This window comes from Pseudomonas parasichuanensis, from assembly GCF_021601385.1.
In the GTDB taxonomy this organism is placed as follows: domain Bacteria; phylum Pseudomonadota; class Gammaproteobacteria; order Pseudomonadales; family Pseudomonadaceae; genus Aquipseudomonas; species Aquipseudomonas parasichuanensis.
The window spans coordinates 40,972-65,962 of the sequence record NZ_BQHO01000027.1; the positions used below are offsets into that span (position 1 = coordinate 40,972).

Consider the following 24,991-nt stretch of genomic DNA (forward strand, 5'->3'; position numbering starts at 1 on the left):
GGGTAAGCTGGCGCCAACTGTATTGAGGAGCGTAATTGGTGAAAGCGTGGATCTTGATGGTGCTGGCCCTGATGCTGCCAGCCGCGGCAATGGCCGAGGAAGCCAAGGAAGGGGCGCCCAAGGTGAGCTATATCAGCCTCAGCCCGCCCTTCGTCGGCAACTATGCCCTCGATGGCAGCCCCAAGCTGCGGGTGTACAAGGCCGACGTTGCCCTGCGTGTGACCGGTGATGCCGCCGCTGCTGCGGTCAAGCACCACGAGCCGCTGATTCGCAACCAGCTGGTGGCGCTGTTCACCCAGCAAGGTGTAGACAACATGAGCAACGTCGAAGCCAAGGAAAAACTGCGCCAGGACGCCTTGAAGCAAGTCCAGCAGGTGATGGAAGCCGAAGAGGGCAAGCCGATCGTCGAGGACCTGCTGTTCAACAACTTGATCGTGCAGTGATCAGCTGGCGAGGGTGCGGCGAAAGCGCGCCAACGCCACGCTGAAGAACACCAGGCCGATGATGGCCAGGGCCAGCACGTCTGGCCACACCACGCTCAGCCCGGCGTCGCGGAACAGGATCGCGGCGCCCAGGCTGACGAAGTGGGTCGAGGGCGAGCCCTGCATGACCCACTGCAGCCACTGCGGCATGCTGTCCAGCGGCGTGCTGCCGCCTGACAGCAACAGCATCGGGATGATCACCGGGATCGCCAGCAAACCGAACTGCGGCGTCGAGCGCGCCAGGGTGGCGAGGAAGATCCCCAGCGCCGTGCTGGCGAACAGGTAGAGCGCGGTCACCCCCAGAAACAGCCCCATCGAGCCTGCCAGCGGCACACCCAATGCCCCTTTCACCACCACTTCCAGCGATATCCAGGTACACACCACCACCACCAGGGCGTTGCTGGCGATTTTCGCCAGCATGATTTCCAGCGCGCTCAGCGGTAGCACCAGCAGGTGGTCAAGGGTGCCGTGTTCGCGCTCGCGCAGTAGCGCGGTCCCAGTGAGGATGATGGCGAGGATGGTGATGTTGTTGACGATCTGGATCACCGCGAGAAACCAGCCACCTTCCAGGTTGGGGTTGAACAGCGCTTTGGGGTTGAGCAGTACCGGGCTGTCGGCTGCTGGGCGATGGGCGTATTCGAGCAGCTCGCGTTCGAAGATCCGGCCGATGTAGCCTGCGCCCATGAACGCCTGGCTCATGGCCGTGGCATCGACGTTGATCTGCAGGTCCGGCGAGCGCCCGGCCAGCAGGTCGATGTTGAAATTTGCCGGGATGTTGATCACGAAGGTGTACTGGCCGCTGTCCATCGCCTGGTCCAGGTGCTGCGCAGCCAACGCGACAGCGGGTTGGAATTCTGGCGGTTGCAGCGCCTCGGCCAGCTTGCGTGACAGCGCGCTATGGTCTTCGTCGACCACCGCGACACTGGCATGGTGCACGCCAATCACCGAGCCTGCTGCGGGCATGTAGATCGCCACGCTGAAGGCGTACAGCAGAAACAGCAGCAGCACGCTGTCGTGGCGCAGGCTGGTCAGCTCTTTCAGGCCCAGGCGCAGGGTGTGGGACACGCGGCTCATCTCAGGCCTCCTGCTTCTTGAGCATGGCCAGGCTCAGGCCGGTGAAGGTGACAAAGAAGCCCAGCAGCGCCAGGCACTGCGGCCATAGCTCGCGCAAGCCCAGGGCCTTGGTGAAGGTGCCGACGGCAATGTCGAGAAAGTAGCCGGCCGGGAACAGTTGGCCCATTAACGCCGCCGCCCCTTCGAGCGACGAGCGCGGCACGATCAGCCCGGAAAACTGGATGGTCGGCAGGCTGGTGATGATTATGGTGCCGAGGATCGCGGCGATCTGCGTGCGGGTGAACGCCGAGATCAGCAGGCCCAGGCTGGTGGTTGCCAGCAGATAGGCAACACCGCCGCAAGCCAGGGCCAGTGGGCTGCCCTTGAGCGGTACGCCGAACAGCCAGCGGTTCATCGCCACCAGCAAGGCCAGGTTCACCAGGCTCACCGCCAGGTAGGGCGCTTGCTTGCCCAGCAGGAACTCCAGACGGGTGAGCGGGGTGGCGTAGAAGTTGGTGATCGAGCCTAGCTCCTTTTCCCGGACGATCCCCAGCGCTGTGAGCATCGCCGGGATGAAGGCCAGGATCAGCGCCATCACCCCAGGGCCGATGGCGTTTACGCTGACCACATCCTGGTTGTAGCGAAAGCGGGTTTCCAGGCGCACCGGTGGTTGCCGCGGCACCGGGTTCGGGCTGAGCGCTGCCAGGTGCTCAAGGTTGGCCTGGTGCACGGCTTCGATATAGTTGCGGCTGGTTTCGGCACGGAACGGCATGCCGCCGTCGAGCCAGGCGGCCACCACCGGTTGGCGCCCGGCGTGCAGGTCGCGGCCAAAGCCCGGTGGAACTTCCAGCGCCAGCTTGATCTCGGAACGCTGCAGGCGCTGGTGCAGTTGACGGGTGTCACGGATCGCTGGTTGTTCGGCAAAGTAGCGTGAGCCGCGGAAGGCTTCCAGGTAGGCGCGGCTCTGTGGGCTCTGATCCTGGTCGTAGACCGCGAAGGCGAGGTTTTCCACGTCCAGCGAGATGCCGTAGCCGAAGATCACCATCATGAACAGCGCACCGAGCAGGGCGAAGGCCAGGCGTACCTTGTCGCGCAGCAGCTCCTTGCCCTCGCGGCTGGCGACCGCCAGCAGACGGCGCAGGCTAAAGCCCTTGCGCAGGGGTGGCGTGGCGGCGTTGGCCTGGGGCAAGTCGGTGTCGTCGGCCTGCGCCTCGCTGGGTGCGTCCTGGGCTTGTTCCAGGCAGCGTACGAAGGCGTCTTCCAGGGTGTCCCCGGCGAATTGTCGTTGCAGGGCCTGGGGCGTGTCGCAGGCCAGTACCCGGCCGGCGTGCATCAGCGAGATGCGGTCACAGCGCAGGGCTTCGTTCATGAAGTGGGTCGAGAGGAAAATGGTCACGCCCTGCTCGCGCGACAGCTCCACCAGCAGGCGCCAGAAACCGTCGCGGGCCGCTGGGTCGACACCCGAAGTCGGCTCGTCGAGGATCAGCACCTCCGGGCGGTGCAGCACCGCCACTGCCAGCGACAGGCGCTGACGCAGGCCCAGGGGCAGGGCGCCGGAAGGTTGCTCGGCGATAGCGCCCAGCTCGAAGCGCTCGATCAGCTCAGCGATGCGTGGGGCGCTGTCGGCCTTGGCCAGGTCGAACAGGCGGGCGTGCAGCTCGAGGTTCTGCCGAGCGCTCAATTCGCCGTACAGCGAGAAGCTCTGGGACATGAAGCCTACCCGCTTGCGTGTCGCCAGGTCGCCGGCATCTACCGGCCGGCCGAGCAGGCTGGCGTGGCCCTCGGTGGCAGGCATCAGGCCGGTGAGCACTTTCATGGTGGTGGTCTTGCCGCAGCCGTTGGAGCCGAGGAAACCGAAAATTTCGCCGCGGCCAATGGCGAAGCTGACCTTGTTGACGGCAGTGAAGTCGCCAAAGCGCAAAGTCAGGTCGTGGGCTTCGATGGCGACCGGGCTGCCGTCGACCTGGCGGGGTGGGATGCGCAGCAGCTCGGGCTGTGCGCGGCCAGCCCCCTGAAAATGGGTGAAGGCGTCGTCCAGCTTGCCGCTGGCAGTGGCCGCCGCCAGTTCCCGGCTGGGGCCGGCCGCCAGCAGGCGGCCGCTGTCGAGCATCAGGCAGTGCTCGAACTGTTCGGCCTCTTCCATGTAGGCGGTTGCTACCAGCAACGTCAGTTGCGGGCGATGGGCGCGCACCTGATCCACCAGCTCCCAGAAGCGCCGCCGCGACAACGGGTCGACGCCGGTGGTCGGCTCGTCGAGGATCAGCAGGTCGGGCTCGTGGATCAGCGCGCAGCACAGCCCCAGCTTCTGCTTCATGCCGCCAGACAGCTTGCCCGCCGGGCGCTCGGCGAAGCGCTCCAGGTCGGTGGCGCGCAGCAGGCTGGCCATACGTTGCTCGCACTCTGCGCGGCCCAGGCCGAACAGGGTGGCGAAGAAGCGGATGTTCTCGCGGATCGACAGTTCCGGGTACAGGTTGTTGCCCAGCCCCTGGGGCATGAAGGCGACCTTGGGGTACAGCGTGGTGCGATGGCGGCGCAGGTGGATCGGCCCGCCGAGTACCTGCAGCTCCCCCTGTTGCAGGCGCTTGACCCCGGCGATCAGCCCAAGCAGGGTCGACTTGCCGGCCCCGTCCGGGCCAATCAGGCCGCAGCGGGCGCCGGCCGGCAGGCTGAAACTGAGCGAATGCAGGGCCTGCAGGTGGCCATAGCGATGGCTGATGCCCTCGGCCAGCAGTGCCGGTGCGCTGCTCATTGCAGGTTGGCCGGCCAGTCCACCTCGGCGGTGCGCACGTAGCCAGCGCCGGGCATTCCGGGCTTGGCCTGGGGCACGGCGCTCGGCTGGATCAGGCGTAGCTTGACGCGGAACACCAGCTTTTGCCGCTCGTCACGGGTCTCGACCTGTTTCGGGGTGAACTGCGACTTGGCCGCGACGAAGGCGATCTTGGCGGGCAGGGCCTGTTCGGGCAGGGCGTCGAGCACGATGCGCGCCGGGGCGCCGACGGTAAGCCGGCCAGTGGTGGAGGCGGGCAGGTAGAGGTTCATGTATTGGTCGCTGGGGTCGATCAGCATGAGTACCCGGCCACCGGCCCCGAGCACTTCGCCGGGCTCGGCCAGGCGCAGCTGGATGATGCCGTCGATGGGCGCGCGCAGGCTGCTGTCGTCGATCTCGCTGGTCAGTTGCGCGACCTGGGCCTGGGCGGCGCCGATGGCGGCCTTGATCGCCGCCAGCTGGGCGCGGGTGGCTACCAGCGCTGCGTTGGCGGTGTCGTAGCGGGCCTGCTGCTGGTCGAGCAATTGCTGGCTGGCGAATTTGCGCTGGTAGATTTCGCGCACCCGCTTGAGCTCCTGGCTGGCCAGTAGCAGCTCGCTCTGGCGCAACTGCACGTTGGCCTGGGCGGCGGCGTAGTTCTCGCGGGCACGCAACACCTCGGCTTCGGCCTGGGCGCGCTGGGCTTGCAGGGTTCGGGTGTCGATCCGCGCGAGCAGTTGGCCGCGGCTGACCGTGTCGCCTTCATCGACCAGCACTTCGGCCAGGCGCCCGGGCACCTTGGTGGCAATTTGCACTTCGGTGGATTCGAGCCGGCCGTTGCCCATGCTCAGGCCTTCGGGCAGGCGGTCGTGGAGGGATTTCCAGTAACCCAAGCCGCCCGCCGCCAGCAGCAAGGCGACCAGGGCGGTGGCAAAGAGTCTGGGGGTGTTGTGATTCATCGGTCGGCATCCTGCGACGGGCACGTCTTAGTGTGACGTGGCGCGGTTCTTTGCGCGTTGATACTGGTCAAGCCCCAGACGATAGGCGCAGGGTCAACTCAGCGCGAGGATGGCCGACCATTGCTCGGGGGTGACCGGCATTACCGACAGGCGGCTACCCTTCTGTACCAGCGGCAGTTCTTCGAGCGCGGTCTGCTGCTTGAGCAGGCCCAGGCCGAGCACCTGGCGGAAGGTCTGCACATGCTCCACGTCCACGGCGCTCCAGGGGTTCTTGTCGGCACTGGCCTTGGGGTCGTGGTAGTGGCTTGCAGGGTCCAGCGCGGTCGGGTCCGGGTAGGCGGCGGCACTGATCCGCGCGATGCCGGCCACGCCCGGTTGCGGGCAGCTGGAGTGATAGAAGTAAAATTCGTCACCGACGCTCATGGCCCGCAGAAAGTTGCGCGCCTGGTAGTTGCGTACCCCGTCCCAGCGGGCGTTGCCGAGCCTTGCCAAGGCTTCGATGGAGAGCTCGTCGGGCTCGGATTTCATCAGCCAGTAGGCCATGGATGCTGCTCCTGAAAGGGTTTGAAATAACTGGTTGCATCAAACCGACAGCCGGTTGGCGTCAACGTTTGCGTGTGGGCTCACGTTGGCGGAAAATGCGCCGATTTTAAAGACAGACGCTCCGGCCGCCACCCATAAAGGCGCCGAGCACGGACAGTATGCCTAGGGGGGCATTCGATGAAACAACGTAAACCGGACCTGCTCTGGATCCTCGCCTTCATTTTCGGCCTGGGCGTGGTGACTACCGGTTACGCGCAGGGCCTGTGGGAGCGCAAGCTCGATGCCGCCAGTCAGCAGATGCCGATCGACCCTGCGCAACAGCAACGCTGATCCCCCTTTTCGCGCCTGATCACCTCGGCGCCAGGTACCTGCCACGGTCCGAGACCGTCCCCCGCAGCGGTACATCCCAGCTTGACTGATTGAGGCGTTCGACCTTCTGGCATTCGTGTGCCAGCCCCAGCAGCAGCGGTTTTTTCCAAGCCTTGCGCCGCGCCAGGTAAGCCAGGCTGCGGTCGTAGAAGCCACCGCCCATACCCAGGCGCCCCCCCACCTCATCGAAACCGACCAGTGGCAGCAGGATCAGGTCCAGCGCCCAGACAGGCCGTTGGCGCTTGCGCTCGATCATCGGCTCAGAGATGCGAAAGCGATTAGGCCTTAGTTTTTCGCCTTGCTCGAAGCGCTGGAACACCATGCGCGTGCGTGGCCATGCGTGCAGCACCGGCAGGTAGACGCGCTTGCCGCGCTTGTGCGCCTCACGCAACAGCAGGCGCGGGTCGATCTCGCCGTCGTTGGGCAGGTACAGGGCAATGTGGCGGGCGCGGCGGAACAGCGGATCCTGCGCCAGCTGGCGGTACAGGCCAAGGGCGGCCTGGCTTTGCTGGGCGGGGGTAAGGGCGCGGCGCGCATTGCGCAGCAGGCGGCGAAGCTGGGGGCGGGTGAGCGGCGCGGTGTCGGTCATGGCACGGGCGGTCCCAGAGAAAACGAAATGCCCGCCGTGTGAGGCGGGCAGTTCTGAAGCAGGCTCCCCGACAAGACCGCTATCGGTGTAGCCCTTGAACCCGAAAGTTCAAGGTGGAGATTGCAGGGGGCGTTAAGGCTTTCCGTCGGGCGGACATGCACACCGGCCCCAGCGTGCAACCCCCGTGGTTGTGCGTATCGGCTCAGGGACATAACCGACTGGCGCATCCCCCAGGGAGTGGCGCCAGTATACCAATCTCAGTCGTTTTTGCTAACCGGATCGTCGGCCAGTGCCTGATCGACCCGTTCCAGCAGGTCGCGCACCTGCTCACGGGTGGTGCCGCCACTGGCTGGCGCTTCCGGGCGGTCCTGGCGGTGCAGCAGTTCGTGGGTGATGTTCAGGGCGGCCATGACCGCGATGCGGTCGGCGCCGATCACTTTGCCGCTGCTGCGGATCTCGCGCATCTTGCCGTCGAGGTAACGGGCGGCGCCGACCAGGTTGTTGCGCTCCTCGGGCGGGCAGATGATCGAGTATTCCTTGTCGAGGATCTGGACGGTGACGCTATTGCTTGAACTCATGAGTCTTGCTCCAGGGCCTTGAGACGCAGGATCATCGATTCGATCTTGCGCTTGGCGATCTCGTTCTTTTCGATGAGGTGGGCGCGCTCCTCGCGCCAGGTTTTTTCCTGCGCTACTAAGAGTGCATTTTGCCGTTTTAGTTGCTCGACCCGCTCGATCAGCGACTCGAACCGGCTCATCAGCGCTTGCAGGTCGTTCTCTTGCATGGGTTGCACTCGATTCGCTCCATCGTCGACTCACCTTGCGATCATGCCCGCACCGTGGCCACGCGGCCAGTGCTGATGGTCTTGGCGCGCCTGCCGGTGCTAGGATACAAGGCCTTCATTCTAGTCATTGCGCCGTCTGGCGCCTAGCTGCCCATGCCCAATACCCAATCGCCCTACATCGCCTTCGCCATGCTGCTGTCGAGCAATGGCCACCCTGTCACCCCGGCCGAGCTGCACGGCCTGCTGATCGGCCGCAGCTGCGCCGGTGCAGGCTTCGATGCCGATGCCTGGCTGGCCGACGCCGCCCAACTGCTGGAAACCGAGCCCGGTGACACGGTCCGCAATGCCCTGGTCGGCCTGCAGGAGATGGTCAAGGCCGAGCTGACCGGCGAGGACGTCGCCATCGTCCTGCTGCTGCCTTCCGACGATGCCGCGCTGTCCGACCGCGCCACCGCTATGGGCCAGTGGTGCCAAGGCTTCATCACCGGTTTCGGTTTGAACGCCGGTGGCAAGGACCTGTCCACCGAAGCCAAGGAAGTGCTCCAGGACCTGGTCGCCATTTCGCAAGTCCAGGAAGCCCTGGAAGAGTCCGAGGACGGCGAGAGCGACTACATGGAAGTCATGGAGTACCTGCGCGTCGCGCCGATGCTGCTGTTCACCGAACTGGCCGCACCCGCCGCGCCCGCGCCCAAGCCATCGCTGCACTGATCGATTCGGGGTCGTTTGCCCATGAGCCACATACCCAAGGCGGAGTACGCCCGTCGGCGCAAGGCGCTGATGGCGCAGATGGTCCCCAACAGCATCGCCATCCTGCCCGCCGCCGCGGTTGCCATCCGCAACCGCGACGTCGAGCACGTCTATCGCCAGGACAGCGACTTCCAGTACCTCAGCGGCTTCCCCGAGCCCGAGGCGGTGATTGCCCTGATCCCTGGCCGCGAGCACGGCGAGTACGTGCTGTTCTGCCGCGAACGCAACCCTGAACGCGAGCTGTGGGACGGCCTGCGCGCCGGCCAGGACGGGGCGATGCGCGATTTCGGCGCCGACGACGCCTTCCCCATCACCGACATCGACGAGATCCTGCCCGGCCTGATCGAAGGCCGTGAGCGGGTCTACAGCGCCATGGGCAGCAACCCCGAGTTCGACCGCCGGCTGATGGACTGGATCAACGTGATCCGCTCCAAGGCCCGCCTCGGCGCGCAGCCGCCGAACGAGTTCGTTGCCCTGGATCATCTGCTGCACGACATGCGCCTGTATAAATCGGCGGCAGAAGTGAAGGTCATGCGCGAAGCCGCGGCGATCTCGGCGCGGGCCCATGTGCGGGCCATGCAGGCCTGCCGCGCCGGGCTGCACGAATACAGCCTGGAAGCCGAGCTGGACTACGAGTTCCGCAAGGGTGGGGCGAAGATGCCGGCCTACGGCTCGATCGTCGCGGCCGGGCGCAACAGCTGCATCCTGCATTACCAGCAGAACGACGCACCGCTCAAGGACGGTGACCTGGTGTTGATCGACGCCGGTTGCGAGATCGACTGCTACGCCAGCGACATCACCCGCACCTTCCCGGTCAGCGGGCGTTTTTCGCCGGAGCAGAAGGCGATCTACGAATTGGTGCTCGCGGCCCAGGCCGCCGCCTTCGCGGTGATCGCCCCCGGCAAGCACTGGAACCATGCCCACGAGGCCACCGTGCGGGTGATCACCGAAGGCCTGGTGGCGCTGGGCCTGCTCAAGGGCGAGGTGCAGGCGCTGATCGACAGTGAGGCCTACCGCGCCTTCTACATGCACCGTGCCGGGCACTGGCTGGGCATGGATGTGCACGACGTGGGCGAATACAAGGTCGGTGGCCAGTGGCGGGTGCTCGAACCGGGCATGGCACTGACCGTCGAACCAGGCATCTACATTGCCGCCGACAACCAGAACGTCGCGAAGAAATGGCGCGGCATCGGCGTAAGGATCGAGGACGACGTGGTAGTCACCAGGCAAGGTTGTGAAATCCTCACCTCGGGCGTACCGAGCACCATCGCCGAAATCGAAGCGTTGATGCTCGATGCCCGCAAGGCGGTGGCATGAGCCGGATCAACCTGGCGATCATCGGTGGCGGGCTGGTTGGCGCCAGCCTTGCCCTCACGCTCCAGGCCGGGGCCAAGGCCCGCGGCTGGAAAATCCTGCTGATCGAGCCGTTCGCCCCGGGCGACAGCTTCCAGCCCAGCTACGACGCGCGCTCCTCGGCGCTGTCCTACGGCACCCGGCAGATCTACGAGCAGTTGGGGCTGTGGCAGACCATCAGCCGCCGCGCCGAGCCAATCAGCCAGATCCAGGTGTCCGACCGTGGCCGCTTTGGCGCCACCCGCCTGGACGCGCTCGAAGAGGGCGTGCCGGCGCTGGGTTACGTGGTTGAGAACGCCTGGCTTGGCCAGTGCCTGTGGCAGGCCATCGACAACGAGGTGGTGAGCTGGCGCTGCCCGGCCGAGGTCAGGGCGATGCAGGCCATCGCCGGCGGCTACCGCCTGCAGCTGGACGACGACACCTCGCTGGAATGCGACCTGGCGGTGCTGGCCGACGGCGGCCGTTCCGGCCTGCGTGAACAGCTGGGCATCCACGTGCGCAGCACGCCGTATGACCAGAGCGCGCTGATCGCCAACATCACCCCGGGCGAGGCCCACCGCGGCCAGGCCTTCGAACGTTTCACCGAGCAAGGCCCGATGGCGTTGCTGCCGTTGCCGGAAAACCGCTGTGCGCTGGTCTGGACCCGCCAGGGGATGGATGCCCGACGCCTGGCCGAGGTGGACGAGCGCAGCTTCCTGCGCGAATTGCAGGACGCCTTCGGCTACCGCCTCGGCGCCCTGCGCCAGGTGGGCGCGCGACACCTGTACCCGCTGGCGCTGGTCGAAGCTCAGGAACAGGTGCGCCCGCACCTGGTGGTGCTCGGCAACGCCGCCCACAGCCTGCACCCGATTGCCGGCCAGGGCTTCAACCTGTCGCTGCGTGACGTGCAGTCGCTGGCCGACGCGTTGCTGGCCGGCCCGCAGCAACCGGGCGATCTGGCCACCCTGCAGGCCTACCAGCAGCGCCAGCGCCTCGACCAGGCGCTGACCATCGGCTTCTCCGACCAAGTCACCCGGGTGTTCGGCAGCAACCAGCCACTGATCACTACCGGGCGCAACCTCGGCCTGCTGGGCCTCGACCTGCTGCCACCGGCAAAAAGCTGGTTCGCCCGCCAGGCCATGGGCCTCGGTACCCGCCCTGACCCGCGGGGCCGGCCATGAGCGATCCCCGCAAGCTCGCGCGCAAGGCCCGCCTGCTGCGCTGGCTGCTCAACTGCTACCCGCCCTACCTGGGTGCCGGCATCCGCGTCCAGGCCATCAGCCCGGACATGCGCAGCGTCAAGGTGCGCATGAAGCTGACGCGGTGGAACCGCAACTACGTCGGTACCCAGTTCGGCGGCAGCCTGTACTCGATGGTCGACCCGTTCTACATGCTGCTGCTGATCGAGCAGCTGGGGCGCGAATACATTGTCTGGGACAAGGCCGCCAGCATCGATTTCATTTCGCCGGGCAAAGGCCCGGTGTACGCCGAACTCCGCGTCGACGACGCGCTGCTGGACGAGATTCGCCAGCAGACCGCCAGCGGCAAGAAATACCTGCCCAGGTTGCAGGTGGAGATCCGCGATGGCGCCGGCGAGCTGGTGGCGCGGGTCGACAAAACCCTATATGTGCGGCTCAAGCCGCAAGCGAGGCAGGCGTAAGGCATGGAAATGCGCGCAGATCTGTTGATTGTCGGTGCCGGTATGGTCGGCAGCGCCCTGGCCCTGGCCTTGCGCCACAGTGGCCTGGAAATCCTCCTGCTCGATGGCGGCCCGCTGTCGGTCAAGCCGTTCGATGCCCAGGCACCGTTCGAGCCGCGCGTCAGTGCACTGTCGGCGGCCAGCCAGCGCATCCTCGAGCGCCTTGGCGCCTGGGACGGCATCGCCCGGCGGCGGGTATCGCCGTACTCGGACATGCATGTCTGGGATGGCAGCGGCACCGGGCAGATCCACTTCTCGGCCGCCAGCGTGCACGCCCAGGTGCTTGGCCATATCGTCGAGAACCGGGTCATCCAGGATGGCCTGCTGGAGCGCCTGCACGACAGCGACGTCGGCCTGCTGGCCAACGCCCGCCTGGAGCAGCTGCGCCGCTCCGGCGACGAGTGGCTGCTGACCCTCGCCGATGGCCGCACACTGCGAGCGCCGCTGGTGATCGCTGCCGACGGCGCCAATTCGGCGGTGCGCCGCCTGGCCGGTTGCCAGACCCGTGAGTGGGATTACCTGCACCACGCCATCGTCACCAGCGTGCGTTGCAGCCAAGCGCACCGCACCACGGCCTGGCAGCGGTTCACCGACGAAGGCCCGCTGGCCTTCCTGCCGCTCGATCGCGATGGCAAGGAGGACTGGTGCTCGATCGTCTGGTCGACCACGCCGGAGCAGGCCGAGCAGGCCATGGCGATGGACGATGCGGCGTTCCGCGCTGCGCTGGAGCGGGCTTTCGAGGGGCGTCTGGGCGACGTGCTCGAGGCGGACCCACGGGTGTGTGTACCGCTGCGCCAGCGCCATGCCAAACGCTATGTGGAGCAGGGCCTGGCGCTGATCGGCGATGCTGCCCACACCATCCACCCGCTGGCGGGGCAGGGGGTCAACCTGGGCTTCCTTGACGCTGCGGTGCTGGCCGAAGAGCTGGTGCGCGCCTGCGAGCGTGGCGAGTGTCTGGCCGATGTGAAGGTATTGAGCCGCTACGAGCGCCGACGCATGCCGCACAACCTGGCGCTGATGGCGGCGATGGAAGGCTTCGAGCGGTTGTTCCAGGCTAACCCGCTGCCGTTGCGCTGGTTGCGCAACACGGGCTTGAAGCTGGTGGAGCAGATGCCCGAGGCCAAGGCATTGTTCGTGCGCCAGGCGCTGGGGTTGTCCGGGGACTTGCCGGAGCTGGCCAGGGCTTGAGATTGCCGGGGCCGCTTCGCGGCCCATTTCGCCGGCAAGCCGGCTCCCACAGGGACGGTGCTACCTTCAGCCACTGTGGGAGCTGGCTTGCCAGCGAAAGGACTGCGCAGCAGTCCCCTGCAACATCTGGTAACTGCTCCGCAGGTGAGCAAGAAAATGGGATTCACTACCATTCGCACCTCTCAATCCAGCGAGGAGTGCCCCCCGATGTTGCCCCGCAAACCCCTACTGGCCGCCCTGGCCCTGACTCTGTTCGGCGGCACCGCCCAGGCGGCGGACGAAGTGGTGGTGTACTCCTCGCGCATCGACGAGCTGATCAAGCCGGTATTCGACGCCTACACCGCCAAGACCGGCGTCAAGATCAAGTTCATCACCGACAAGGAAGCGCCGCTGATGCAGCGCATCAAGGCCGAGGGCCAGAACGGCGTGGCCGACCTGCTGCTCACCGTCGATGCCGGCAACCTCTGGCAGGCCGAGCAGATGGGCATCCTGCAACCGATCAAGTCGGACATCATCGACAAGAACATCCCCGCGCAGTACCGCGCCTCGTCCCACGACTGGACCGGCCTGAGCCTGCGTGCGCGGACCATCGTCTACTCCACCGAGCGCGTCAAACCGTCGGAGCTGAGCACCTACGAAGCCCTGGCCGACAAGCAGTGGGAAGGCCGCCTGTGCCTGCGCACGGCGAAGAAGGTCTACAACCAGTCGCTGACCGCCACGCTGATCCAGAACCACGGCGAGGCTGACACTGAAAAGCTGGTCAAAGGCTGGGTCAACAACCTGTCCACCGACGTGTTCTCCGACGACACCGCACTGCTCAACGCCATCGCCGCCGGCCAGTGCGACGTAGGCATCGTCAACACCTACTACTACGGCCGCCTGCACAAAGAGAAGCCGGACCTGCCAGTGAAGCTGTTCTGGCCTAACCAGGGCGACCGTGGCGTGCACGTCAACCTGTCGGGCATCGGCCTGACCAAGCATGCACCGCACCCGGAAGCGGCGAAAAAGCTGGTGGAGTGGATGACCGGCGAAGAAGCGCAGAAGCTGTTTGCCGACATCAACCAGGAATTCCCGGCCAACCCGAAGGTGAAGCCTTCGGAAGAAGTGGCGGCCTGGGGCAGCTTCAAGGCTGACAGCATTCCGGTGGAAGTAGCCGGCAAGCGCCAGGCTGAAGCCATCCGCTTGATGGATCGGGCTGGCTGGAACTGAGTTTCACCGCTTATCCTTGCGGGGCCTTCAAGGCCCCCTTCGCGGCTAAAGCCGCTCCCACAGGTTTTGTGCTGCCTGCAAGGCTTGCGCGGTCCCTGTGGGAGCGGCTTTAGCCGCGAACGACCGCGCAGCGGTCGCAATCCGCCACCGAGACTCCCGCCTTGCCCCACACCCCCCAACGCCGCTGGTACCCCCCGGTCTTTCTCATCGCCGCGCTGGTCCTGCTGCCGCTGAGCGTCCTGCTGCTGTCCTGGCAGGCGGTCGACCTGCAGATATGGTCGCACCTGCTCGACACCCAGATGAGCCGCCTGCTGGGCAACACCCTGACCCTGGTGCTGGGCGTCGGGGTCGGCGTGACCGTGGTGGGTGTGAGCCTGGCCTGGCTCACCAGCCTCTGCGAGTTCCCCGGGCGGCGCTGGCTGGATTGGGCGCTGATGCTGCCATTCGCCATCCCGGCCTATGTCCTGGCGTTCGTGTTCGTCGGCCTGCTGGACTTCGCAGGCCCCGTGCAGAGCGCCTTGCGCGAAGTATTCGGACCGATGCGCCTGCCCCGGGTGCGCTCCACCGGCGGGGTGATCACCGTGCTGGTGCTGGTGTTCTACCCCTACGTCTACCTGCTGGCGCGCACCGCGTTCATGGCCCAGGGCAAGGGCCTGATGGAGGCGGCGCGGGTGCTTGGGCTGTCGCCGTTGCAGGCTTTCTGGCGGGTGGCATTGCCCATGGCGCGGCCGGCCATCGGTGCGGGTATCGCCCTGGCGCTGATGGAGACCCTGGCCGACTTCGGTGCGGTGTCGGTGTTCAACTTCGACACCTTCACCACCGCCATCTACAAGACCTGGTACGGCTTCTTCAGCCTGTCCAGCGCGGCGCAGCTGGCCAGCCTGCTGCTGCTGGCGGTGATGCTGGTGCTGTACGGCGAGCGTCGTTCACGCGGCGCCAGCCGCAGCGGCAACGAACGGCCACGGGGGCAGGCGCTCTATCACCTGCGCGGCATCAAGGCGTTCGCCGCCAGCACCTGGTGCCTGCTGGTGTTCGCCTGCGCCTTCGTCATCCCGTTGCTGCAACTGCTGGTGTGGTGCTGGCAGCGGGGCCGGCATGACCTGGACGAACGGTATCTCGGGCTGGTGCTGCATACCCTCTACCTCGGTGGCATGGCGGCGCTGATCACCGTCTGCGCCGCCTTGCTGCTGGCCTTCGCCCGGCGCCAGGCGCCGACCACCGGCATCCGCGCCGGGGTCGGCCTGGCGAACCTGGGCTATGCCTTGCCGGGCTCGGTGCTGGCGGTGTCGATCATGTTGGCGTTCAGCTACCTCGACAATCAGCTGGTGATTCCGTTTTCGCAATGGCTGGGCGGGGCGGGCAAGCCGCTGCTGCTGGGCAGCCTGTCGGCGTTGCTGCTGGCCTACCTGGTGCGCTTCATCGCCGTCGCCTACGGCCCGCTGGAAAGCAGCCTGGAGCGCATCCGCCCGTCGCTGCCGGAGGCTTCGCGCAGCCTCGGGGTCGCCGGGCCGGGATTGTTTTTCAAGGTGTATCTGCCGTTGCTGGTGCCGGGCGCCATGAGCGCTGCGCTGCTGGTGTTCGTCGACGTGCTCAAGGAAATGCCGGCCACCTTGCTGATGCGCCCGTTCGGCTGGGACACCCTGGCGGTGCGGGTGTTCGAGATGACCAGCGAAGGCGAATGGGCGCGCGCCTCGTTGCCGGCACTGAGCCTGGTGCTGGTCGGCCTGCTGCCGGTCATCGGCTTGATCCGCCGTTCGGCCCATCGTCCGGGGCATCCGCGCTGAGGGTGTCAGGCCGACGGCTTGCGGCTACAATGCGCGGCATTCGCAGCGGTGGCTCCTACAACAACAGGTGATGAATCAACATCGCCGACTGCCGCCGCCTCGCCACGCCCGGAAGGAGAAACCCATGGGACAGCGTACGCCTCTGTATGACCTGCACCTGGCGCTCGGCGCCAAGACGGTCGATTTTGGCGGTTGGGACATGCCCCTGCACTACGGCTCGCAAGTCGAGGAGCACCACCAGGTGCGCAGTGACTGCGGGGTCTTCGATGTCTCCCACATGACCGTCATTGACATCGACGGCTGTGCCGCCACCCCTTGGCTGCAGCACCTGCTGGCCAATGACGTGACCCGCCTCGACGCCCCCGGCAAGGCCCTCTACAGCCCGCTGCTGAACGCCGACGGCGGGGTGATCGACGACCTGATCGCCTACCGCACCGAGGACGGCTATCGCCTGGTGGCCAACGCCGCCACCCGCGACAAGGTCCAGGCCTGGCTGCAGGCGCACAGCGCCGGTTTTGCCATCAGTTTCAAGCTGCGCCCGGAGCTGGCGATCCTCGCCATCCAGGGCCCGCAAGCCCGCGAGAAGGTCGCAGCCCTGCTCAGCCCCGCACGCGCGGCCCTGATCCGCGAACTGCGCCCGTTCGAAGGCGTTGCCGAAGGTGACTGGTTCATCGCCCGCACCGGCTACACCGGCGAAGACGGCCTGGAGATCATCCTGCCCGGCGCCCAGGCCCCGGCGTTCTTCAACGACCTGGTTGGTGCCGGCATTGCCCCGAGTGGCCTGGGTGCCCGCGACACCTTGCGCCTGGAGGCCGGCATGAACCTGTACGGCCAGGACATCGACGAAGCCCACACCCCGCTGACCTCCAACCTGGGCTGGAGCGTTGCCTGGGAGCCAGCCAGCCGCGATTTCATTGGCCGGGCTGGCTTGCTGGCGGAAATCGAGCAAGGTGTGCAGGAAAAACTGGTCGGCCTGGTGCTGGAAGAGCGCGGCGTGCTGCGTGCCCATCAGGTGGTCCGCGTGTCCGGGATTGGCGAAGGGGAGATCACCAGTGGTAGTTTCTCTCCTACGCTGAGCAAGTCCATTGCCCTGGCCCGCGTGCCCATTGCCACTGGCGAACGCGCCGAGGTGGAGATCCGCGGTAAATGGTACCCGGTGCGGGTGGTCAAACCGACCTTCGTGCGCCATGGCAAGATCCTGATCTGACTACTTAAACGGCGGGCCAACCGCTGACCCAATCGAGGAATAAAAGACTATGAGCGATATCCCCGCCGACCTGCGTTTTGCCGAAAGCCATGAATGGGCTCGCCTGGAAACCGATGGCACCGTGACCGTGGGCATCAGCGACCACGCCCAGCAAGCCTTGGGTGATGTGGTATTCGTCGAACTGGCCGAAGTCGGCAAGGTGTTTGCCGCAGGCGACGCTGCTGGCGTGGTCGAGTCGGTGAAGGCCGCCTCCGATATCTACGCCCCGGTGGGTGGCGAAGTGATCGCGGTCAACGAAGAGCTGGCCGACAGCCCGGAGCTGCTCAACGAGGAACCTTACGCGTCCTGGATCTTCAAGCTCAAGCCGAGCAACCCGGCCGAGCTGGACAAGCTGCTGGATGCTGCTGGCTACCAGGCAGCTATCGGCGAGTGATCTTACGTTCCTTCGCGGCACAAGGCCGCTCCTACAGAAGAGCGCGGTCCCTGTAGGAGCGGCCTTGTGCCGCGAAAGGGCCGCAAAGCGGCCCTGTCTTTCTGCAAGTTTTCCCGCACCATCGCCGATCCCTTCCTAGACTTGTAAGTCTCCATGAGAACTGGTCCAGGAAGAGATCGTCGCCATGTCCCAGTCGCCGTCCCTGCATCAACTGCAAGCGCCCAACCCATTCCTGAGTCGCCACCTGGGGCCCGATGCCCAGGAGCAGCAGGCCATGCTCGACGCCCTCGGCGTTGCCAGCCGTGGCGAGCTGATCGAGCAGACCGTGCCGCCCGGCATCCGCTTCTACCGCCTGCTCGACCTGCCGCCGGCACTCGACGAACAGGCCGCCCTGGCCAAGCTCGCCGGCTATGCCGCGCTGAACCAGCTGTGGACCAGCCTGATCGGCATGGGCTACCACGCCACCGTCACGCCCACGGTCATCCTGCGCAACGTGCTGGAGAACCCGGGTTGGTACACCGCCTACACACCCTACCAGCCCGAGATTGCCCAGGGTCGCCTGGAAGCGCTGCTGAACTACCAGCAGATGGTGATCGACCTCACCGGCCTGGCCCTGGCCAACGCTTCGCTGCTGGACGAGGCCACCGCCGCCGCCGAGGCCATGGCCCTGGCCAAGCGCGTGGCGCGCAGCAAGAGCAACGCGTTTTTTGCCGACGAGCATTGCCATCCGCAGACCCTGTCGGTGCTCAAGACCCGTGCTGAAGGTTTTGGCTTCGAGCTGATCATCGATTCTGTGGATAACCTCGCCAGCCACCAGGTGTTCGGCGCGTTGCTGCAATACCCCGACACCCACGGTGAAGTGCGCGACCTGCGCCCGTTGATCGACCAACTGCACGCCCAGCAGGCCCTGGCCTGCGTCGCCGCCGATATCCTCAGCCTGGTGGTGCTCACCCCGCCCGGCGAACTGGGCGCCGATGTGGTGCTCGGCAGCACCCAGCGGTTTGGCGTGCCCATGGGCTTCGGTGGCCCCCACGCGGCCTATTTCGCCTGCCGCGACGACTACAAGCGGGCCATGCCCGGGCGCATCATCGGGGTATCCCGCGATGCCCGTGGCAACACCGCGCTGCGCATGGCTTTGCAAACCCGCGAGCAGCACATCCGCCGCGAGAAGGCCAACTCCAACATCTGCACCGCGCAGGTGCTGCTGGCCAACATTGCCAGCTGCTACGCCGTCTACCATGGCCCCGAAGGCCTGCAGCGCATCGCCCAGCGGGTGCACCGGCTGACCTTCATTCTTGCCGCCGGGCTTCAAAGCAAAGGCATCAAGCGCCTCAACCAGCATTTCTTCGACACCCTCACCCTGGATGTGGGCGGCACCCAGGCGGCGATCATCGAAAGCGCCGAGGCAGCCCGCATCAACCTGCGTATCCTTGGCCGTGGGCATCTGGGTGTGAGCCTGGACGAAACCTGCGACGAGGCCACGGTGCTCAAGCTGTTCGACATCTTCCTCGGCGTCGACCACGGCCTGGACATCGCCACCCTCGACCAGCAAGCCCTGCCCGAGGGTATCCCCGGCGCCCTGGTGCGGCGCACGCCGATCCTGCAGCACCCGGTGTTCAACCTGCACCACAGCGAAACCGAGATGCTGCGCTACCTCAAGCAGCTGGAGAACAAGGACCTGGCGCTCAACCAGTCGATGATCCCGCTGGGCTCCTGCACCATGAAGCTCAACGCCACCAGCGAGATGATCCCGATCACCTGGCCCGAGTTCGCCCTGCCGCACCCGTTCGCCCCGGCCGCCCAGGTGCAGGGCTACAAGCTGATGATCGACGAGCTGGAAAGCTGGTTGTGCGCCATCACCGGCTTCGACGCCATCTGCATGCAGCCCAACTCCGGCGCCCAGGGTGAGTACGCGGGGCTGATGGCGATCACCCGCTACCATCAAAGCCGCCACCAACCCAAGCGCACCCTGTGCCTGATCCCGTCGTCGGCCCATGGCACCAACCCTGCGTCAGCACAGATGGCCGGCATGGAGGTGGTGATCGTCGAGTGCGACGAGCAGGGCAACGTCGACCTCGACGACCTCAAGGCCAAGGCCCAGGCCGCTGGCGAGCGGTTGTCCTGCCTGATGATCACCTACCCCTCGACCCACGGCGTGTACGAGGAGGGCATCCGCGAGATCTGCGAGGTGATCCACCAGCACGGCGGCCAGGTGTACATGGACGGCGCCAACCTCAATGCCCAGGTGGGGCTGGCGCGCCCGGCCGACATCGGTGCCGACGTTTCGCACATGAACCTGCACAAGACTTTCTGCATCCCCCATGGCGGGGGTGGCCCGGGCATGGGGCCGATCGGCATCCGTGCGCACCTCAAGCCGTTCGTTGCCAGCCACCCTGTGGTGCCGGTGCCCGGGCTGGACCCGAACAACACGGCGGTCAGTGCCGCGCCCTGGGGCAGCGCCAGCATTCTGCCGATCAGCTGGATGTACATCGCCATGATGGGGCCACAGCTGGCCGATGCCAGTGAAGTGGCGATCCTGTCGGCCAACTACCTGGCCAGCCAGTTGCGCGATGCCTTCCCGGTGCTCTACCGCGGGCGCAACCAGCGGGTGGCCCACGAGTGCATCCTCGACCTGCGCCCGCTCAAGGCGCTGACCGGCATCAGCGAGGAGGACGTGGCCAAGCGCCTGATGGACTACGGCTTCCATGCCCCGACCATGTCGTTCCCGGTGCCGGGCACGCTGATGGTCGAGCCCACCGAGAGCGAGTCGAAGGCCGAGCTTGACCGTTTTGTCGAAGCGATGCTGGCGATCCGCGCCGAGATCGCGCAGGTGCAGGACGGCAACTGGCCGGCCGAGGACAACCCGCTCAAGCATGCGCCGCACACCCTGGCTGACGTACTGGCGCCGTGGAACCGGCCCTACAGCATCGAGCAGGGCATCGCCCCCAGCGCTCACGCGCGCCAGCATAAATACTGGCCGGCGGTGAACCGGGTCGACAATGTGTATGGGGACCGGAACCTGTTCTGCTCGTGTGTGCCGGTGGAGGCGTATCGCTGAAAGGAACTATGCCTGCAAATTGGCAGCGGGCCCCTCAGGAGAGCAATGTGCTCACCTGGGCGGTTTGCTGGCGGGCTTCGCTCGGTGATTTGTCGTATTTATGAATAGGCATGATAGGTGATGGCGCATAGCATTGCACCGACAGCCACGAGGAGTTCGCCGATGAAAAGTTGATATTTCAGAGGTTTTGGGAAGTTGTCTATTTCTTCTTTTTTTATTTTTCCAAGGCGGATATGCATTTGCTTGGTCGGCCAATGCAATAAGCCTGCGATGGTGCCGGCTATCATGAGTTTTCCCCACGGCCCAAACGCGCACCATATAGCGCATTGAAGCCTTAGCCAATCACTGCTTTTCAAGGCGGACAGCATGATTTTCAGATTTTTGGTCCATGCCAGGCGAGCAATGATGAAAAGCCCTGTTAGCAGGATCACCCACGGGGTTAGGGCAATGAAAAGCTTCCAGGACTTCGAGGATGATGCCAATTCAACAAGTAGGCTCATGTTGTAGTCACTCCGAGTACAGGGACTCAAAAAGGACATCGCCGGTGATTTCTCCAGCCGTCATTCCGCCTACGCTCCCTGCCAAGACTGCTGCACCAGTTATGGCTATGACGCAGACAGTCGCACTGACCGGGCCAAGGCTAAGGCACGCCCCGGCTACAGAGTTTGCGAAAATGCCGCCAGCCGTACCGCCAGCAAGACCCCCTGCAAAATTTCCAGACTCAGTGAAACGAATTTTTTTACATGCAGTCGTTTCGCCGGCTCGGCATGCCTCTTGGACTTTCAAAAGCGATGAAGAACCACCAAGGATAATCCCTGCGCTCCCTCCATATTTCAGGTAATTGGACATTTTTGCCAACTTGTCCAAGTGCGTCGAGTAACCCGGAATTTGTCCCGGCCCACCGGCCTTGCTCCAATGATGGACGAGGCTTCTGCTTGATATACCAAGGTCTCTACGCAAAGAATCATGGCTGCCAAGGTCCATATGCTTGTTAAGAAAGGTGACTTTTAACTGCGCATCCAGTTTTTGGAAGAGCTCCTTGCGCGCACTGAAAAACGCTGGGCTTTTCAGGTGGCCGTGCTTCCTGAATTGTTGCTGATGCAAGTGCTCGATACCGCGCAGTGTGCCCTGCAATTCCTCAAGTGATCTGGCCATCATCGTCTGGACAACGCCCATCGATAAGCTTGCATCTGCGAGCAGGCCTGCAATATCGCTCTGGTGACGCATCATGAAATCCGCCTCCTGGGCGTTCATGTCCGTCAGTGCTTCCCGTGCCCTCTGCGCTGCGGCCATCAACTCGGCTTCTTCGCGGGTGCAGGCATGGGTATTGTCCGGGTCGCCGATGACGAAGATCTCACCGGCCTTGAAGCCTTGAGCGAAGGTGGGGTTGAGCCGTTGCAAGCGGGCAACTGGCAACGAGCCGCGCACTTCGAACAGTCGCATGAGTAACTGAGGGAACGAGGTGCTGCGTTGCACGATGTGAAACCCAGGTTCAAGGCTGCCGGGGGCGGCCGAAGCCATGGGCGATGTGGCGCGAGCAAAGGCCTGTGGCTGGCGTGGAGCGTTGCTACGCACGCTATCGGAGGCGGGCAGGTGTGCCGAATTCGCTAGTGCCGCGACTTGCTGGCCCATTGGAGCCAAGACGTAGTTGCTACCTGCTGGGCACCCGCAGTGCACGGGTGTGCCATCTACAGCGACAGGGATGCCATCCTGAAGCCAGCGTGACTCGCCATCGACGATCGTGCCTTCCTTGCCGCACCGCGGACATGGCGTAGTACGGTCACCTTCGAGTAGCCAGCGGCGGCCATGGAAAGTACCGCGTGCCTGGCCAGCGATACAGGTGGCATCAGTACTGGTGAGATCGCCATCCAGGCCTTGGCCTTTGCCGAAGATGTTCATGCGCTGGCTCATGCTGCTGCTTCCTTGTGAGTGGAAGCCCGGACGCTAGCAGCCAGGAAACGGTCTTTTTCCTGCTCAGGAGGGTTAGAGAAGGGTCCTACGGCATTTGGCGATTTGTACTGCGATGCCGCTTGGAAATGGGGCGGCTTGAAGAGGCATTGGAGCTATGTATGGGGACCGGAACCTGTTCTGTTCGTGTGTACCGGTGGAGGCGTATCGCTGAAATAGCCTGCGTGTTGCGCAGCTTTTCTGTAGGAGCGGCCTTGTGTCGCGAAAGGGCTGCGCAGCAGCCCCGACAATCTATGTGGTAACGCTGGGGCCGCTTTGCGGCCCTTTCGCGACACAAGGCCGCTCCTACAGCAGCCCCGATGGATTACTCGGCTACGGCATTCTTGGCCAGGATGGCATTGGCCAGTTCCATGTCGCTGGCCTGCACGCCCGGGTTGTCGGCGCGAACCTGGTTGATGGCCGCTTCCAGGAACGGCCCGCGAATCGCACCGTCACTGGCGACGAAGCTGCCGGCGTCATCCTGGGCGGCGACGATCAGCTTGTGATCCTTGAAGGTCAGGTAAGTCGAGGCAGTGGTGGCACCCGAGGAGATGACGTTGCGCCAGAACGTGTCGGCCATGGCGGAGCCAATGGGCAGCGCGAACAGGACGGTGGCTGCGATGGCTGTTTTGAAACGCATGATAAATCACCTCGGTCTTTGAGGGCTGTTTGAGATGCCGGTTGGATCATACCTGCCCAGGCCAAGTTCCCGTACACACAGGGGATTTCTCACTTATCCACAGACCCGCAGCACCTCCTCCAGCGTGGTCAGGCCCTGCTCCACGCTGTCCTGGCCGCAGCGTTGCAGGTCGCGCAGGCCATCGGCCTGTGCCTGCTGGCGCAGGGTGGCCAGATCGGCGCCGGGGGTGATCTTTTCTCGCAAACAGGCGCTGACCCTGAGCAGCTCGAACAGCCCCGTACGGCCATGCAGGCCGCTGCCCCGGCAGTGGCGGCAGGGCTGCTGCTGGTGGGCGCTGCCACGGCACGCCGGGCACAGCGTGCGCACCAGGCGCTGGGCCAGCACGCCGATCAGCGTGGCCTTGATCAGGTAGTCGGCCACACCCAGCTCCTGCAGGCGGGTAATGGCGCCGCAGGCATCGTTGGTGTGCAGGGTGGACAGCACCAGGTGCCCGGTCAGCGCCGCTTGCATGGCCACCTGCGCGGTCTCCGGGTCACGGATCTCTCCGATCATGATGATGTCCGGGTCCTGGCGCAGCAGGGCGCGCACACCGTCGGCAAAGTTCAGGTCCAGGCCCGGCTGAACCTGTAGCTGATTGATCGCGGGCTCCAGGCGTTCGATGGGGTCCTCGATGCTGCACAGGTTCACCTGGGGCGTGGCCAGGTGCCTGAGGCTGGCATACAGCGTACTGGTCTTGCCCGAGCCAGTGGGGCCGGTGACCAGCAGGATGCCCTGGCGCTGTTGCAACAGCGCCTGCCACTGCGCAAGCAGCGGGCCGCCCAGCCCCAGGCGCTCGAGGGTGTCGTGCCGTTGCTGGGGGTCGAACAGGCGCAGTACCAGCTTCTCGCCGAATGGCGTGGGTAGGGTGGAAAGGCGCAACTCGATGTCTGCCCCGCCCGGCAGGCGGCTTTTCAACCGGCCATCCTGGGGCCGGCGTTTCTCTGCCACGTTCATCCGCCCCAGGTGTTTCAGGCGGCTGACCATGGCCAGCGCGACAGCGGCCGGGAATGCGTAGACCGAATGCAGCAGGCCGTCGATGCGCAGGCGCAGGTGGCCCTGTTCCCGGCGTGGTTCCAAGTGGATATCGCTGGCGCCCTGTTCGATGGCGTACTGCAGCATCCAGTCGACGATGTGCACGATATGGGCATCGTCGGCACTGGCCTGGGCATGGCTGGCGCCCAGTTCCAGCAGTTGCTCCAGTTCGCCCAGGCGTGGCGATTGCTGTTGCCCTGCGCCACGTACCGAGTGGGCCAGGCCGTAGAAGGTGGGTGCCAGCTGGCGCAGCTGCCTGGGGCTGGCCAGCACCCGGCGTACCTGCTTGCCAAGGCTCAGGGCGAGGTCGGCTTCCCACTCGCGCTGGTAGGGTTGGGCGCTGGCCACGGTGATGCTGCTGTCGTCCACGGCCACCGCGAGGATGCCGTGGCGCTGGGCGAACGCCGCAGATACAAGGTTGCCAAGGCGGGCCAGGTCGATCTGCAAGGGGTCGATGTGCAGGAATGGCTGGCCAGCCTGATGTGCCAGCCAGCGGCAGAGGCTGTCCAGCTCGAGGGCCTGGCCTGGGTGCAGCGGGTCTGGCAGGGCCAGGCCTGCGATCAGTTCCAGAGGGTGGTCGGCGGGGTGGGATTTTGCCCGCTCGAGTGCCTGGAGGGCATCGTTGGCGGCGATCCGTTGCTCGGCCAGCAGGGCGTCGAGCAGGCGGTTGAGGTCTAGGTCATGGCTATCCTTGGCGTGCATGGTGGCGTCCTGGCCAGGTGAACGAAGGCTTGGACAGGCTAGCCTTGTTGACCCGCCAGCGGCGCGGCAAAGGATTTCCGGATCTTGCCGCCGACGCCCTTCAGCTCACCGCCGCGTGGGCCAAGCGTGGCAGGTTGTGCAGACTTACCTCGGCGACACACACCAGGTTGCGCAATTTTTGCGCGATCACTTCGGCGCGGTGCCAGCTCAGGCCACCGATGCCGATCTGCACGTCGAGCAGGTCGTCGCACTGGCTTACCTGCACGCTGTGCGGGGTGAGAAATTGCAAGGCGAACAGGTTCAGCACCCGGCACAAGGTGTCCGGCTCGGCCTCGGCCTGCAGGTGGTAATGCACGCTGCTATGCGCGGCGGTGGCGGCCCAGGCGTCGTTGCGGGGCGAGGTGAGGGGGCGTTCGAGTGCGTTCATGCTGGGTCTCCGCGAAAGTGCA

General features: G+C 65.3%; 24 protein-coding genes and 1 other RNA gene. 12 read left to right on the forward strand and 13 right to left on the reverse strand.

The features are described from left to right. Positions 1-38 precede the first annotated feature (38 nt). Complete coding sequence (locus L6D77_RS19850; protein ID WP_232883205.1) at positions 39-443, forward strand: flagellar basal body-associated protein FliL; 405 nt, start codon at positions 39-41, stop codon at positions 441-443. Here the strand turns inward: L6D77_RS19850 and L6D77_RS19855 are convergent, their stop codons facing one another. From L6D77_RS19855 to L6D77_RS19870, 4 genes are all read right to left on the reverse strand, one after another. Continuing rightward, positions 444-1,556 carry an ABC transporter permease gene (locus L6D77_RS19855; RefSeq protein WP_232883206.1) on the reverse strand — a complete coding sequence of 371 codons (1,113 nt, stop codon included), beginning with the start codon at positions 1,554-1,556 and terminating at the stop codon, positions 444-446. It lies immediately after the preceding gene. 1 nt (position 1,557) lies between these two features. Beyond that, positions 1,558-4,284: a ribosome-associated ATPase/putative transporter RbbA gene (rbbA, locus tag L6D77_RS19860; protein ID WP_232883207.1), complete on the reverse strand. Its 2,727-nt coding sequence runs from the start codon at positions 4,282-4,284 to the stop codon at positions 1,558-1,560. Continuing rightward, entirely contained in the window at positions 4,281-5,240 is a 960-nt protein-coding gene (locus L6D77_RS19865; protein WP_232883208.1) for an HlyD family secretion protein, read from the reverse strand. Before L6D77_RS19865 ends, rbbA begins: the two co-directional genes overlap by 4 nt. A gap of 93 nt (positions 5,241-5,333) precedes the next feature. Continuing rightward, on the reverse strand, positions 5,334-5,783 hold the full coding sequence (locus L6D77_RS19870; protein ID WP_232883209.1) for an EVE domain-containing protein: 450 nt from the start codon (positions 5,781-5,783) through the stop codon (positions 5,334-5,336). A 177-nt stretch (positions 5,784-5,960) separates the two neighbouring features. Here L6D77_RS19870 and L6D77_RS19875 point away from each other — a divergent pair, with 177 nt between their 5' ends. Then, a complete protein-coding gene (locus tag L6D77_RS19875; protein ID WP_178125766.1) occupies positions 5,961-6,113 on the forward strand; it encodes a hypothetical protein in 153 nt (50 codons plus the stop codon). Between the two features lie 19 nt (positions 6,114-6,132). Here L6D77_RS19875 and L6D77_RS19880 read toward each other — a convergent pair whose 3' ends face one another. The 4 genes from L6D77_RS19880 to L6D77_RS19895 all read right to left on the reverse strand — a co-directional run bounded on the left by L6D77_RS19880 (position 6,133) and on the right by L6D77_RS19895 (position 7,525). Further along, positions 6,133-6,741, reverse strand: a complete 609-nt coding sequence (locus L6D77_RS19880; RefSeq protein WP_232883210.1) for a 5-formyltetrahydrofolate cyclo-ligase — start codon at positions 6,739-6,741, stop codon at positions 6,133-6,135. A gap of 60 nt (positions 6,742-6,801) precedes the next feature. After that, positions 6,802-6,981, reverse strand: a non-coding RNA gene (ssrS, locus tag L6D77_RS19885) — 6S RNA. Between the two features lie 17 nt (positions 6,982-6,998). Further along, on the reverse strand, positions 6,999-7,319 hold the full coding sequence (locus L6D77_RS19890) for a cell division protein ZapA (protein ID WP_153785593.1): 321 nt from the start codon (positions 7,317-7,319) through the stop codon (positions 6,999-7,001). Continuing rightward, entirely contained in the window at positions 7,316-7,525 is a 210-nt protein-coding gene (locus L6D77_RS19895) for a TIGR02449 family protein (protein ID WP_110992146.1), read from the reverse strand. The genes L6D77_RS19890 and L6D77_RS19895 overlap by 4 nt, the downstream gene beginning before the upstream one ends. Before the next feature lie 153 nt (positions 7,526-7,678). On the opposite strand from L6D77_RS19895, the gene L6D77_RS19900 reads away from it, so the two are divergent. From L6D77_RS19900 to gcvP, 10 genes are all read left to right on the forward strand, one after another. Next, positions 7,679-8,233 (forward strand): YecA/YgfB family protein, encoded by a 555-nt coding sequence (locus L6D77_RS19900; RefSeq protein WP_232883211.1) that lies wholly within the window; start codon positions 7,679-7,681, stop codon positions 8,231-8,233. Positions 8,234-8,254: 21 nt separating this feature from the next. Next, positions 8,255-9,589, forward strand: a complete 1,335-nt coding sequence (gene pepP / locus L6D77_RS19905; RefSeq protein WP_232883212.1) for a Xaa-Pro aminopeptidase — start codon at positions 8,255-8,257, stop codon at positions 9,587-9,589. Next, the gene (gene ubiH, locus L6D77_RS19910; RefSeq protein ID WP_232883213.1) at positions 9,586-10,785 is read left to right on the forward strand and encodes a 2-octaprenyl-6-methoxyphenyl hydroxylase; all 1,200 of its coding nucleotides are present in this window, start codon (positions 9,586-9,588) and stop codon (positions 10,783-10,785) included. Before pepP ends, ubiH begins: the two co-directional genes overlap by 4 nt. Continuing rightward, complete coding sequence (locus tag L6D77_RS19915) at positions 10,782-11,264, forward strand: DUF4442 domain-containing protein (protein WP_232883214.1); 483 nt, start codon at positions 10,782-10,784, stop codon at positions 11,262-11,264. The genes ubiH and L6D77_RS19915 overlap by 4 nt, the downstream gene beginning before the upstream one ends. Before the next feature lie 9 nt (positions 11,265-11,273). Beyond that, positions 11,274-12,491 carry a 2-octaprenyl-3-methyl-6-methoxy-1,4-benzoquinol hydroxylase gene (locus L6D77_RS19920; protein WP_232883303.1) on the forward strand — a complete coding sequence of 406 codons (1,218 nt, stop codon included), beginning with the start codon at positions 11,274-11,276 and terminating at the stop codon, positions 12,489-12,491. 207 nt (positions 12,492-12,698) lie between these two features. Next, complete coding sequence (locus tag L6D77_RS19925) at positions 12,699-13,700, forward strand: extracellular solute-binding protein (protein WP_232883215.1); 1,002 nt, start codon at positions 12,699-12,701, stop codon at positions 13,698-13,700. 161 nt (positions 13,701-13,861) lie between these two features. Beyond that, positions 13,862-15,484 carry an ABC transporter permease gene (locus L6D77_RS19930; protein WP_232883216.1) on the forward strand — a complete coding sequence of 541 codons (1,623 nt, stop codon included), beginning with the start codon at positions 13,862-13,864 and terminating at the stop codon, positions 15,482-15,484. 124 nt (positions 15,485-15,608) lie between these two features. Beyond that, positions 15,609-16,691, forward strand: coding sequence for a glycine cleavage system aminomethyltransferase GcvT (gene gcvT, locus L6D77_RS19935; RefSeq protein ID WP_232883217.1), 1,083 nt, complete (start codon positions 15,609-15,611; stop codon positions 16,689-16,691). 49 nt (positions 16,692-16,740) lie between these two features. Continuing rightward, positions 16,741-17,124, forward strand: coding sequence for a glycine cleavage system protein GcvH (gene gcvH, locus L6D77_RS19940; RefSeq protein ID WP_232883218.1), 384 nt, complete (start codon positions 16,741-16,743; stop codon positions 17,122-17,124). A 184-nt stretch (positions 17,125-17,308) separates the two neighbouring features. After that, positions 17,309-20,182, forward strand: coding sequence for an aminomethyl-transferring glycine dehydrogenase (gene gcvP, locus L6D77_RS19945; RefSeq protein ID WP_232883219.1), 2,874 nt, complete (start codon positions 17,309-17,311; stop codon positions 20,180-20,182). Between the two features lie 98 nt (positions 20,183-20,280). Here gcvP and L6D77_RS19950 read toward each other — a convergent pair whose 3' ends face one another. From L6D77_RS19950 to L6D77_RS19970, 5 genes are all read right to left on the reverse strand, one after another. Continuing rightward, positions 20,281-20,682, reverse strand: coding sequence for a hypothetical protein (locus L6D77_RS19950; protein WP_232883220.1), 402 nt, complete (start codon positions 20,680-20,682; stop codon positions 20,281-20,283). A gap of 7 nt (positions 20,683-20,689) precedes the next feature. After that, on the reverse strand, positions 20,690-22,081 hold the full coding sequence (locus tag L6D77_RS19955) for a PAAR domain-containing protein (protein WP_236170114.1): 1,392 nt from the start codon (positions 22,079-22,081) through the stop codon (positions 20,690-20,692). Between the two features lie 373 nt (positions 22,082-22,454). Then, a complete protein-coding gene (locus L6D77_RS19960; protein ID WP_125462185.1) occupies positions 22,455-22,769 on the reverse strand; it encodes a DUF2388 domain-containing protein in 315 nt (104 codons plus the stop codon). A 93-nt stretch (positions 22,770-22,862) separates the two neighbouring features. Further along, on the reverse strand, positions 22,863-24,542 hold the full coding sequence (locus tag L6D77_RS19965) for a GspE/PulE family protein (RefSeq protein ID WP_232883222.1): 1,680 nt from the start codon (positions 24,540-24,542) through the stop codon (positions 22,863-22,865). A 100-nt stretch (positions 24,543-24,642) separates the two neighbouring features. Then, positions 24,643-24,969, reverse strand: coding sequence for a hypothetical protein (locus tag L6D77_RS19970; protein ID WP_232883223.1), 327 nt, complete (start codon positions 24,967-24,969; stop codon positions 24,643-24,645). Positions 24,970-24,991 lie beyond the last annotated feature (22 nt).

Bases quoted from the DNA above. Each gene is read 5' to 3' on its own strand.
- L6D77_RS19950 (WP_232883220.1), bottom strand. From the start codon at position 20,682: ATGAGCCTACTTGTTGAATTGGCATCATCCTCGAAGTCCTGGAAGCTT.
- L6D77_RS19970 (WP_232883223.1), bottom strand. From the start codon at position 24,969: ATGAACGCACTCGAACGCCCCCTCACCTCGCCCCGCAACGACGCCTGG.
- rbbA (WP_232883207.1), bottom strand. From the start codon at position 4,284: ATGAGCAGCGCACCGGCACTGCTGGCCGAGGGCATCAGCCATCGCTAT.
- L6D77_RS19880 (WP_232883210.1), bottom strand. From the start codon at position 6,741: ATGACCGACACCGCGCCGCTCACCCGCCCCCAGCTTCGCCGCCTGCTG.
- pepP (WP_232883212.1), top strand. From the start codon at position 8,255: ATGAGCCACATACCCAAGGCGGAGTACGCCCGTCGGCGCAAGGCGCTG.
- L6D77_RS19900 (WP_232883211.1), top strand. From the start codon at position 7,679: ATGCCCAATACCCAATCGCCCTACATCGCCTTCGCCATGCTGCTGTCG.
- gcvH (WP_232883218.1), top strand. From the start codon at position 16,741: ATGAGCGATATCCCCGCCGACCTGCGTTTTGCCGAAAGCCATGAATGG.
- L6D77_RS19895 (WP_110992146.1), bottom strand. From the start codon at position 7,525: ATGCAAGAGAACGACCTGCAAGCGCTGATGAGCCGGTTCGAGTCGCTG.
- L6D77_RS19960 (WP_125462185.1), bottom strand. From the start codon at position 22,769: ATGCGTTTCAAAACAGCCATCGCAGCCACCGTCCTGTTCGCGCTGCCC.
- L6D77_RS19875 (WP_178125766.1), top strand. From the start codon at position 5,961: ATGAAACAACGTAAACCGGACCTGCTCTGGATCCTCGCCTTCATTTTC.
- L6D77_RS19955 (WP_236170114.1), bottom strand. From the start codon at position 22,081: ATGAACATCTTCGGCAAAGGCCAAGGCCTGGATGGCGATCTCACCAGT.
- gcvT (WP_232883217.1), top strand. From the start codon at position 15,609: ATGGGACAGCGTACGCCTCTGTATGACCTGCACCTGGCGCTCGGCGCC.
- L6D77_RS19855 (WP_232883206.1), bottom strand. From the start codon at position 1,556: ATGAGCCGCGTGTCCCACACCCTGCGCCTGGGCCTGAAAGAGCTGACC.
- L6D77_RS19865 (WP_232883208.1), bottom strand. From the start codon at position 5,240: ATGAATCACAACACCCCCAGACTCTTTGCCACCGCCCTGGTCGCCTTG.
- L6D77_RS19920 (WP_232883303.1), top strand. From the start codon at position 11,274: ATGCGCGCAGATCTGTTGATTGTCGGTGCCGGTATGGTCGGCAGCGCC.
- gcvP (WP_232883219.1), top strand. From the start codon at position 17,309: ATGTCCCAGTCGCCGTCCCTGCATCAACTGCAAGCGCCCAACCCATTC.
- L6D77_RS19925 (WP_232883215.1), top strand. From the start codon at position 12,699: ATGTTGCCCCGCAAACCCCTACTGGCCGCCCTGGCCCTGACTCTGTTC.
- L6D77_RS19890 (WP_153785593.1), bottom strand. From the start codon at position 7,319: ATGAGTTCAAGCAATAGCGTCACCGTCCAGATCCTCGACAAGGAATAC.
- ubiH (WP_232883213.1), top strand. From the start codon at position 9,586: ATGAGCCGGATCAACCTGGCGATCATCGGTGGCGGGCTGGTTGGCGCC.
- L6D77_RS19965 (WP_232883222.1), bottom strand. From the start codon at position 24,542: ATGCACGCCAAGGATAGCCATGACCTAGACCTCAACCGCCTGCTCGAC.
- L6D77_RS19915 (WP_232883214.1), top strand. From the start codon at position 10,782: ATGAGCGATCCCCGCAAGCTCGCGCGCAAGGCCCGCCTGCTGCGCTGG.
- L6D77_RS19870 (WP_232883209.1), bottom strand. From the start codon at position 5,783: ATGGCCTACTGGCTGATGAAATCCGAGCCCGACGAGCTCTCCATCGAA.